Source organism: Microbacterium sp. (genome assembly GCF_043427715.1).
Classification (GTDB): Bacteria; Actinomycetota; Actinomycetes; order Actinomycetales; family Microbacteriaceae; genus Microbacterium.
Genome location: NZ_JBHWTD010000120.1, coordinates 1 through 10968, shown reverse-complemented (window position 1 = coordinate 10968; position 10968 = coordinate 1). Strand labels below are relative to the sequence as shown.

The window sequence follows — 10968 nt, the reverse complement described above, 5'->3', positions numbered from 1 at the left end:
ATTCTCATCGACCCGGCGACCACGGCGCGGCCGGCGACACCGCGGCCGGTGGCGCCGCTCGAACGGACTCCGCTCGCGGCGACCGCCGTTGCGAGGGCGCGTCGTCGATCGGCGCGGGTGCGACCGACGACGACGGCGATGGCGACGACGAGCGCCGCCACCCCGATGAGCGCTTCGCGTGGCACGGTGAGCGGGCCGAGCGTCACCGCGGGGGCCAGCTCTCGCGCGCCGAAGACGACGCCGAACACGCTCAGCAGAAGGCTCGTCGGCGCGGCCGCGATCCACCATCGGTCGGCGCGCCACGCGAGGCTGAGCGCCGCCGTCGGCACCGCGATGAACAGCAGCAGGGCCGGCGCGAGCGTCGTCTGGTAGGTGCCGAGGGGCAGTTCCAGGGTGAGCAGGTCCTTCCAGCCGGTCACCGGCGCCGTCAGGACCCCTACGAAGGCGCGGGCCGCTCCGGGCACCGAGCCGAGGGCTCCAGGTGCGGCCACAGGGAGCCCGACCGCGAGGTATCCGCCGAGGGCGGCGAGCGCGACCCACCATCCCGACCATCGCCATCGCATCCCCGCGAATGCCACGAGGTGGGCGACGGCGACGCCGACGACCACCGCGACGATGAAGCCCGTGCTCCGATAGATCGGCCAGACGGCGAGCGCTCCCACCGCGAAGAGCGCGTTGAGCAGCAGGGTCTGGGACAGCAGTCCGCGCCGGCGGGTGCCGGCATCCTTCGTCTGACGCGCCGGCCGCACCTCGCGACGGGACGCCCCGCTCACGACTGCGCCCCCTTCGCCAGCAGATGGCGGAGGTCATCGAGCAGACCGATCGAGAGCACGCTCATCGAGCCCAGCCGGCGGATGCCGGGCTCGGCCGACGGGGCGCAGACGAGCGCCGCGACCGCGACCTCGGACGAGAACGCGAGCGACGCCGACTGCAGCTGGGCGGGGGTGACGGTGGATCCGCACAGGAGGAAGGCGACCGAGACGTCGGGGTGGGTCTCGGCGGCCAGCGAGGTGACGTCGCGGAGGGGGTTCACGCGTTCCGAACGGTCGATGCCGGCGAGGTCGTCGAGGAGGGTGCGGGTGGAGACGGTGGTGAGTTCGCGGATCGTCCGGACGGCGCGCCGCGCGAATTCGGGCACTTCGCCGCCGACGACCACGTCGACGTCGCGTCCGTCGCGGATCCCGCGGATGCCGATGGATGCCGCCGCGCTCACGGCGAGCTCGAACTCGTCGTCGCTCGCGTACTCGTTCTCCCCGAGCGCCAGCGCGATGACCATGCGGGAGCGTCGCGTCTCCTCGTACTGGCGCACCATGAGGGCGCCGGTCTTCGCCGTCGACTTCCAGTGGATCTGACGCGGTGAATCGCCGGGAACGTAGGGGCGGAGTGCGTGGAAGGAGAAGTCGGCGTCGACGATCGTCCGTGACGCGCTGCCTTCGAGGTCGCGGATGAAGCCGGCCGCGGTGCTGCGCAGCGCCGTCGTGACGGGGTGCACGTAGAGGGTGTGGGTGTCCTCCCACGTCGCTTCTCGGGTGAGGATGCCGAGGGGGTCGCCGCGGACGGTCCGGGCGGGGCCGACCGTGATGATGCCGCGCGCGGCGGTGGGGATCACGACCTTCTCGCGGAAATCGTGCCGCGGCCGCAGGAGCGGCACGTTCACGTCGACGAGTCCGGCACCCACGGGGACGTCGACACGGCCGGGCAGCGCCACCGACCGGCCGACGTTCGTCACGACGAGTTCTCCGGTGACGGGGGTGCCGGCGACGACCCGATCGTGGGCGAGCAGCAGTCGCACCTGGTAGGCGCGCGCGGAGAAGAGGAACGGCACCGAGAGCACCAGGAGGAGCAGGGCGGCGCCACCGGCGGCGGCGAACTCCAGGAGACCGAGGGGGAGTCCGACGGCGAGCCCGAGGACGGCGACACCGAGCACGACCCACCCGACCGGGGTCACGGTGTCGACGATCGCCCGCCACACGGCGCGCGCGATCGCCCGCACCCGCCGCCACGACTGCACGCCGCGGACCGCGAGGACGGTCGACCTCGCGGTGTCGTCGTAGCGGGTGCGCGCATACCCGGTGGACGTCGCCGTCCGGGTCAGGCGCGACTCGGTGGGAAAGCTCACGCACCCTCTTTCCGCGTGCCGGCATCGCGCTGCTGATCGCTCTGGCTCGGCGGCACGACGTCGAGCAGGACCTGCCCGACGACGGCTTCGGGGGTGACGCCGTCGAACTCGGCTTCGGGATCGAGGATGAGGCGGTGCGCGAGCACGGGCACGGCGAGCGCCTTGATGTCGTCCGGCGTGACATAGGTGCGGCCGTGCGCGAGCGCCCAGGTGCGGGCGGCCTTCGTCAGCGCGAGCGCGCCGCGGACACTGACGCCCAGCCGCACCTCGGTGGCCAGGCGCGTGGCCTCCACGATCCGGGCGATGTAGTCCAGGACGAGCGGGTTCAGGTAGGTGCCGCGGGCGATGTCGGCCATGCTCACCACGCCCTGCGGCGTGATGACCGGTTCCACATCGCGGCGGCCCGCGCTCGAGCCCTCCAGGATGCGGACGGTCGCGGCGTGATCGGGGTAGCCGAGGCTCGTCTTCATGAGGAAGCGGTCGAGCTGAGCCTCGGGCAGCCGGTAGGTGCCGGCCTGTTCGACGGGGTTCTGGGTCGCGACCACGAGAAAGGGCACCCCGACGGGACGCGTGATGCCGTCGACGGTGACGTGACCCTCTTCCATGACCTCCAGGAGGGCGGACTGCGTCTTCGGCGAGGCGCGGTTGATCTCGTCGGCCAGCACGATGTTCGCGAAGATCGGACCCTGGTGGAACTCGAACTCGCCGCGGCGCTGGTCGTACACCGTGATGCCGGTCACATCTCCCGGGAGCAGGTCGGGTGTGAACTGGATGCGCGAGCTCGTCCCCTGCACGGACTGCCCCATCGCGCGGGCGAGCGAGGTCTTGCCGGTGCCTGGGAAATCCTCGAGGAGGAGGTGGCCTTCGGAGACCATCGCGGTGAAGGCGAGCTCGATGACGTGCCGCTTGCCGAGGACCACCTGATCGACGTTGTCGACGAGGGTGCGGAAGGTCTGCTGGAACCAGGCGCCCTGTTCGGCGGTGATGGTCATCGTGTTCCTCTCGGATGCCGCGGATGCCGATTCTCGGCCGTCGCGGCGGCTGGGGGTCAGGGGGTGCCGGTCGGCGTGGGGTCTGGCGTCGGCTCGGGCTCGGGCTCGGGCGGCGGTATCTGTTCGCAATCCGATGAGACGGTGAAGGAGTTGAGACCATCGAGCGCGCCGATCCAGTTCACCGTCCACTCGACCCGCCGGGGACCATACTCGCCATCGGTGACGGTCTTCGTGACGGTGTAGACGCTCGGGCCAACTTCCGACGGTGCCCAGTCTGGCGCCGCCTGGTCGGAGCGGCATGACGGAACGCTCTGCGTCGAGATGGAAACGGGGTAGTCGGCGCTGCCTTCGGCGGGCGTGATCGTGATCGGGTCAGAGCAGTTCGTTTCGATGCCGAGGAACGAATCGCACCACTTCGCAGTCCACCTGTCGTTAGGGCTGTTGAATCGAGGAGCGAACGTTCCGTTGGGCGCCGGGGCGTCGTTGAGGTAATACCGAAGCTCGGCATCCGGGAACGGTTTCTGCCCAGGTGAGGAGTGTCCGCTGGCGGCATAGGTGAAACCTTGGCCCTGACCTCCACTCGGGCGCGCGGACACCTGGAATGTCATCCCGGACGGTGCCTCGACATTTCCGGTCGGCCGAGCGGTGATCTCCGCGTAAGTCACGCCGAACCCGCCATCACCCTTGAACGTGCTCGTGGCGCACACATAGATCGTCTTCTGCCGGAACGTCTGCGCATCGAAGCTGCGGCTCGCATCGCGTGTATCTGGCGTGCAACTTTGGGCAGAACGCTCGCTGTAGCCGAAGAGCGGCTCAGTACCGCTGCTTTGCGCCGTCACACGGACGTCGACGCGCATGGAGTTCGAGGTGGTGCTCTGGGTCAGCTTGATGGAGGGCGCCCCGACACCGTGGGCGCGAAGCTCGAGCGAGCGACCCTCCGTGGACCCGCCGGCGATGGGCGGCAGGTCGAACTGCGTCAGCGGTGTCGCCACGAGCGCGGTGGGCTCGTTCGAGCCGATCTGGTAGCCGGGGAAGGTCGCGGTACCGCCGCTGACGGACTGCGTCGCGCTGCCGGCGGCTCCGCCCTGGAGGCGGACCCTCCCGGTGGTGTCGTCGAGGCCGCTGATCACGATCGTCGCGACCCCGCCGGCGTTGCCGGAGGGCACGGGGTCGAAGGAGGATCCCGTGGGCTGGGCGGGGGCCCGGTACGCCCACGCCTCGGCGCGGACGCTTCCGCGGGAGGACCCCACGGCGTTCAACGCCTGCGCCTCGTACACGCGCTTCTCCCCGACGGGTGCGGCGATCGGTGCACACGCCCCCGATGCGGGGCATGTGGCGACCTCTCGGCCGCCGGTCGTGATGCGATAGCCCTCCACGCCGGGGTACGAACCGGCATCCGAGATGACGCGCAGGGTGACCGAGTCGGCAGAGAATGCCGTCCAGTCCAGGCGGGTCGGGTCGGCAGGCAGGCCCCGGAGGTCGAGGATCACCTGGCCGTCGCGGTCGCCGCTGGACTGGCGTCCCTGCGCGTCCTGGACGGTGAACGAGCCGACGCACGACGCCGCACCCTCGGCATCCGATGACCAGGTGGCACGGACGGCGGTGGTCCCGGCGACGGCGAAGCGCACACCCGGGCAGTTCGCCGACCCGGTGGCCGCGACGACCTGCAAGGGCGTGCCCGGCAGCGGATTGACCTCGCCGGCGGCGCCGATGACCTCGATGACGCAGGAGGAGGTGCCGCCGGACTGCGAGCAGGTCCGCTCCGCGGAGCCGCCGCGCGGCAGCGCCGAGGGTGCGGGCCCGACGGTCAGCACGAGGCTCGCCGAGCCGGCTTCGGGGTGGGAGGGGAGGGTCACCGTGACCGACTCCTCCCGGCCCGGGCGGGACTGGTCTCGAGCGGTGACGCTCACCTGGGCCCCTTCGGCGGTGACCGTGAACTGATCGCCGCGGTAGGTCACGGCGTACTCCAGCGAATCCCACGCCTCCACGCCCGCCCACTGCACCATGTCGGCGAGGTCGTACGTGCCGCTCGCGCCGGGTCGCACACCGAGCGATGCGCTGCGCAGGATGGGCTGCGGGGTCTCCGCCTCGACCGTCACGGGGAGGGTGAGGACGGTGAACTCGTCCTGCACCTGAAGACGCGCCGGGACGATGCAGGCGTCGCGCCACGGTGCTCCTCGACCAGCCGTGTAGCGGATGACGGTGCCGCTGACGACCTCGCATCGCGCGGAGGGGCGGGAGCCGCCGGCGCGCACGCCGTCCCGGTCGAGGACGAGGGACTGACCGTCGGGGATGATCACCCCGTCGGCGAGATCGAAGTCGACGTACTCGTTCTCCACGACCGGCAGCGGCGGCAGGCCCGCCCGCAGGCTGAGCCGGATGTCCGCGGTGCCGGGCACCCGGAGGAACCCGTAGGAGGTCACCTCGGTGCCGTCGAAGGCGCGGCCGGTGACCTCGAACGGCACGAGGAGCGCGTTCTCGGGGAGCTCCCCGGCGATGCTCCAGCCGCGCGCGCGGACGCCGTCAGGGTCGCCCCACAGGCGCAGGTCGAGGCCGCCGGGATCGCCGCCGGTCCACGTGACCATGCCGCTGAGCACGTCCACGCCGTCCTCGAAGTCCTCCCGGTTCTCGAGGGTGAGCACCGTGTCGGTGATGACGGGATGATCGGGAACCGGATCGCGGACGACCTTCACCACGAGCAGACCGATCGCCGCGTCGCCCTCCGCGTTCGTGACGGTGTAGCTGTACGAGAACGTGCCGAGGGTGTCGCCGGCAGTGAGGGTCACGGTGTCTTCGGAGACGGATGCCACGCGGCCTGCGAGCGCACGGTACTCGCCGCTGCCGGCCGGGGCGTTCGGGGTGACCTCGGTGAGGGTCAGGGCGCTTCCGAACGGGTCGACGTCGTTGTCCGTCGGTCGGACCACCACGGAGTTGTCCTCGCCGACCTGCACCTGCACGTAATCGCTGAAGGTGACCGGTGACGGGTCGCTCTGCGTCGCGATGACGCCGACCTTCACCTCTCCGGTACCCGTCGCGCCGCGCGAATCCCGCACCTGGTAGGTCATTCGCACCTGACCGCTGAAGCGTTCCGGGCTCGTGTACACGATCGCCTGGCCGTCGGCGGTGATCGAAGCCGATCCCGATCCGTTCTCGGGCTGCTCGAGGATCGCGTCGAGGGTGACGCTGTCGCCGTCGGGGTCGACCGCGAAGTCGTCGAACGGGATCGTGACGCTCTGCCCGGCCACGACCCGGCCCTCCAGGGTTCCCGGGAGGGGAGCGGCGTTGTCCTCGCCGCCGATGACCGTCACCGTCACCCGGGCCGTGTCGACGACCTCCGGGAATCCGAGCCGGTACACCCGGTAGGTCACCGCGTAGGTGCCGGCCTGATCGGGAGCGAGATACCGCAGCACCCGCCCCGACGCGAAGGCGAGGCCGCCGCCGGTCTCGTTCACGATCGAGGTCGGGTCGAGGGAGATGGGGGAGCCGTCGGGGGCGTGATCGTTGCCGAGGATCGGGATGTCGACCTGGGCGCCGGCGCGGACGGTGACGGCGTCATCGACGGCGATGGGCGGTTCGGCGGAACCGGCGGGCAGGAGGATCACCGAGACGGCGCCCTCGGCGGTCAGGGGATCGGAGGTGCTGCCATCGGTGAGGCGGTACCGGACCACACCGAGCAGCCCCGGGTTGCCGTCGTCGGTGGACCCGCTCACCCGCAGCAGGCTCTGCCCGACGAGGTCGACGCTCAGGGTCGCCCTCGGGTCGCCGCTCGGACGGATGTCCTCGAGCAGCAGAACCCGCTGGGAGGGGTTCGACGCCGCCGCCGCGACGTCGATCGTCGCGTCCTCATTCGGGCGCACGAAAGCGGTGAGCGGGGGAGTGGAGAGGGCCGCCTCCTCCGCCGCACGCATCGTGACTCGCACCGACGCGCTCACCTCGCCGACCTCGTCGCGGACGCCGTACTGGACGAGATACGAGCCAGGTTCGGACGCCGCCACCGTCATGGTCAGCGCCGACGGGTTCGCCGTGGCATCCGATCGGGCGCTGTCGAGCGCCACGAGCGAACTGATCGCGACCGCGCCCTGCGCACCCGAGACGTACGGGGCGACGGACACCTCGAGCGGCTGACCCGCGATCCCGGTGACGGCGAACGACTCGGCGGCGAGCTCGGGAGCCGGGGTGACCTCGATCGTGAGCGGCTGCGTCGTGCGCGCCCCGCGTGCGTCGGAGACGACGACGTCGACCTGCACCGAGATTGCGTCGGTGATGTGGGGGTCGGGGTGCTGATAGGTGAGTTCGCCCTCGGGAGTGGTCGTCACGGTGCCGACCCGAGGAGCGGACTCGACACCGGCGAGGTACCGGGGGTCGCCTTCGGGGTCGACCCAGCCCTCGAGCAGCTCGGCGGTGACGGTGCCGCCGGGAGCGACCGACAGGGTCGGCCACGACGCCAGGCACTCCTCGACGCCGCACCACTGCGGCGCGGAGTTCTCCGCCTCAGCCACGACACGCAGGGTCACGGTGGCGGGCTCCGACAGCAGCCCCGAGCGCGAGGTGCCGTCGGTGACGCGGTACCGAAGCCGCGCCGTGCCGGAGGCGTCGGGCGAGACCGAGACGGCGATCTGCTGCTCGGCTCCGGTCACCGTCGCGGTTCCGAAGTCGGCATCCATCCCCGAGACCGACGAGGGGTCGATGCTCAGCACGTCCTCGTTCGGATCGTGGTCGTTGAGCAGGGCCGGGAGAAGGACGATCGACCCGGCGCGGACGCCGAACACGTCGTCGACGGCGACGGGGGGCTTCGGGTCGAGCACACGATCGGTGCGCTCGTCGTTCTCATCGGAGCTGTCGGCGTCGGGGGTCAGCTGCCACTGCTGCGATGACGGCACGAGAAGCCCGTCGGGAACCCGCCACACCCAGCCCGACGCCCGGTCGTTGAGAGCCAGGCGCGCGCCGTTGCCGACGAACGCCGGATCGACGGCGTCGCCGATGTCGGCGCCCGCGTAGTCGAGGCCGGTCACCGTGTCGGGGGCATCGCTTGACCAGAGCGATCCGCCGCCGGTGCCGTCGGTGAGCCACGCCGCGTGCACGGCAGCGCCCAGGGGCGTCGGCGCCGCGGGGGCCCCGAGCGCCGCTGCGTCGAGAACACGTTCGGCGTCGCCGGCGTCGAGGGGCACCCGGGTGACGCCGTCGGCGTCGGCGAGGTACACCGCCGTGCCCGCGGTCGCCGCCCGCTGCACCAGAGTGGTCGCCGAGGGCGGCACGGATGCCGTGTCGTCGCGGCCCTGCACGGCGATCTCGCCTGTGGTGTTGTCGTAGAGGACCCAGCGACCTGAGACCGAGGTCAGCTGGGCATCGGTCGGGGTGATGGCGGGCGTGTCCTGATCGAGGACCCGGCCGGTCGCCGCCTCCGCGCGGATGAGCAGGCCGTCGTCCGCCGAGTACGCGAAGACGACGCCCTCCGCGTCGACGGAGACGGCGCTCGCCGCGAAGCGGGGGATCTCCTCGCCCTCATCGACCTCGACCCCGGCGTACGGGTCGATCGCGGCCATCGCCCCGCCGCCGGAGAGCGTCGAGCCGTACACGCCGCCGCCGTCGGTGCGATAAACGACTGCGTCGCCGGCGGTGACGATGTCGACCGTGCCGGCGGGGGTGGAGGTGAAGACGTCCTCCGCGTCGGCGGTGAGATCGGCGGGGGTCGCGAGGTTGACGTCGGAGAACTGCGCGCCGCCGTCGCTGTAGACGAAGAGGCGGTCGGCGGTCTGGGCGAGCGTCGTGCCGTTCTCCACCTGTTTGACCGTGTCGACCTCGCCGAGCTCGAGGTTCACCCTCGCGTACCCGCTACCGGTGCCGTTCTGCATCGCCCAGACGGTCGCGTCGTCGACGGGGGTCTGCTGCGCGTCGAATCCCGGCCAGACGACGGCGAGGGTCGTGATGACCGCGAGGGTCGCGGTGACGGCGCCCGCGCCGATCCACGTGGAGCGGCGAAGACGGGGGCGGGGCTCGCGGGCGCGGGCCACGTCAGTTCCCGCCCAGGAACAGCAACGTCGTCAGGGCGCCGCCCGCCACGAGCAGGGCGCCGCCGCCGAGGTACAGTGCGAGCTTCGCGCCCGGTGGCATCCGCCGCTGCGGCGCCGACCCGGCGAGGATCGTGCCTTCGTCGGGTCGACGCTCGGCGATCGCGCGCGCACGGGCGGGACGGCGCGACTCGTACGACACCGTCGGCCGCACCGTGCCCCGTGCGCGATCATCGTCGAAGTCGACGGCGGCCCCGGCTGTCGCCCACTCGTCGACGGCCAGTTCCATCGCCGTGTGGGGCACCCCCAGCAGGTGCTGGATCTGCTGCAGATCGTGGGCGAAGGCAGCGGCGGAGGGATGCCGCGCGGCAGGGTCCCGGCTGAGCGCCCTCGCCAGGACGGCGTCGAGTTCGGCGGGCACGTCGTCGCGCCCGACCGGTGTGTACGCGGCCCGGCGGATGCGGGCCTTCAGCTGGTCGCGGGAGTTCTGTCCCCGGCCGGGGCGCTCGAACGGGCTGCGCCCGGCGAGCAGGGAGTACAGCGTCGCCCCGAGGCTCCACACCTCTGCCGCGATGGAGCCGGAGACGCTCTCGTCGACGACCTCGGGGGCGCTCCAGGGAACCGACATCGCGAACACCTCCTCCGTGCCCGGGCGGCTCTCGACCGCCGCCGCGATGCCGAAGTCGGAGAGCACGGGCGACCCGAAGGTGGTGACGAGGATGTTCGACGGCTTGATGTCGCGGTGGAGGAGTCCGGCGCGGTGGGCGGTCTCCAGCGCGGAGCCGATCTTGACGCCCAGCTGCAGCACTTCGGTCACCGGGATGACCTCGCGGCGGTAGCGCGCGGTGAGGGAGGTGGGGCAGTACTCCATGACGAGGTACGGGCGGCCGTCGGCGGAGATCGACGCCTCGTGGATCGTGAGGATGGAGGGGTGCGCGCTCAGCCGTGCCATCACGTCGGCCTCGGCGTTGAACATGCGCAGCAGGTTCTCGTCGACGATGTCCTCGAGGAGGACCTTGACGGCGACGGGACGGCGAGGGAGGTTCTGCTCGAAGAGGAAGACGTCGGCGAACCCACCCGCGCCGAGAGGGCGGACGTACGTGAAACCGGAGAGCGCGGGGGGCGTCGACGGCAGCCTGTGGGCCATGCCTCTCCTCATCCCGCCGTCATGAGCGCCGCCACCGCGCGCTGCCCGTCAGATCCTTTGTGAAGGTTTTCTAACATAAGCGATCTGCGGGGAGAAAGCCGGTTCCGGGGCTCACGGTGCGGTCACGAAGACGGCCGTCACGCCGTCGCCGAGATCGAACGCGGTGTCCAGGGGCACGCGCAGCGAGGCGCCGCCGCGCAGGAGCAGCGGTTCGCCGCCGGCCGGCCGGACGATCGTCCCGTTCGTCGAGTCGAGGTCGCGTGCCAGCAGCTGATCCCCGTCGAGGCGCACTTCGAGGTGCGCACCGGAGATCTCCTTCGCCGGCGAGGGGACGACTTCGATGCGGGCCCCGGGATGCCGCGCCGGCCGCGGCCCGCGACCGAGCACGATCGGGCGGTCGAGGGGGAGCGCGCGTCCGGGGGTGACGTCCAGCGCGTAGCGCGCCTGGGCCTTCGGTGCGGCGCGGAGTCCGCCGAGGAGGGTGCGGTCGTCGGGGAGCTCGATGTCGCCGGTCTCGTCGGTGAGGAAGGCGGGCAGTTCGATGTCGTCATCCTCGAGCGGCCGCGCGAACACGCTCCGGTCGATCGAGAGCGTCTCCAGCACGTCGGACTCGTCGAGCGAGCCCGGCGCTGCGGCGGCCACCGGTGCAGCGACCACCGGTGCCGCGCGGGCAGCCGTCCTCGGCGAGGGCGCGGGCGAGCT

The 10968-nt window shown here is 71.7% G+C and carries 5 protein-coding genes and 1 pseudogene; all 6 read right to left on the bottom strand.

Translation table 11 applies throughout. The annotated features are described in order from the left end of the window. Window positions 1-773 (bottom strand): annotated as a pseudogene (locus tag ACHFGS_RS12795) (transglutaminase domain-containing protein); the annotation flags it as partial. After that, window positions 770-2119, bottom strand: a complete 1350-nt coding sequence (locus tag ACHFGS_RS12790) for a DUF58 domain-containing protein (RefSeq protein ID WP_394280386.1) — start codon at window positions 2117-2119, stop codon at window positions 770-772. The gene ACHFGS_RS12790 and the pseudogene ACHFGS_RS12795, both read right to left, overlap by 4 nt. Then, window positions 2116-3111: an AAA family ATPase gene (locus ACHFGS_RS12785; protein WP_394289530.1), complete on the bottom strand. Its 996-nt coding sequence runs from the start codon at window positions 3109-3111 to the stop codon at window positions 2116-2118. The genes ACHFGS_RS12790 and ACHFGS_RS12785 overlap by 4 nt, the downstream gene beginning before the upstream one ends. A gap of 56 nt (window positions 3112-3167) precedes the next feature. Next, complete coding sequence (locus ACHFGS_RS12780) at window positions 3168-9122, bottom strand: Ig-like domain-containing protein (RefSeq protein ID WP_394278318.1); 5955 nt, start codon at window positions 9120-9122, stop codon at window positions 3168-3170. A gap of 1 nt (window position 9123) precedes the next feature. Continuing rightward, entirely contained in the window at window positions 9124-10266 is a 1143-nt protein-coding gene (locus ACHFGS_RS12775) for a serine/threonine-protein kinase (RefSeq protein ID WP_394278319.1), read from the bottom strand. A 111-nt stretch (window positions 10267-10377) separates the two neighbouring features. After that, window positions 10378-10968, bottom strand: a 591-nt coding sequence (locus ACHFGS_RS12770) for an FHA domain-containing protein (protein WP_394289529.1), incomplete at its 5' end; no start/stop codon positions are given.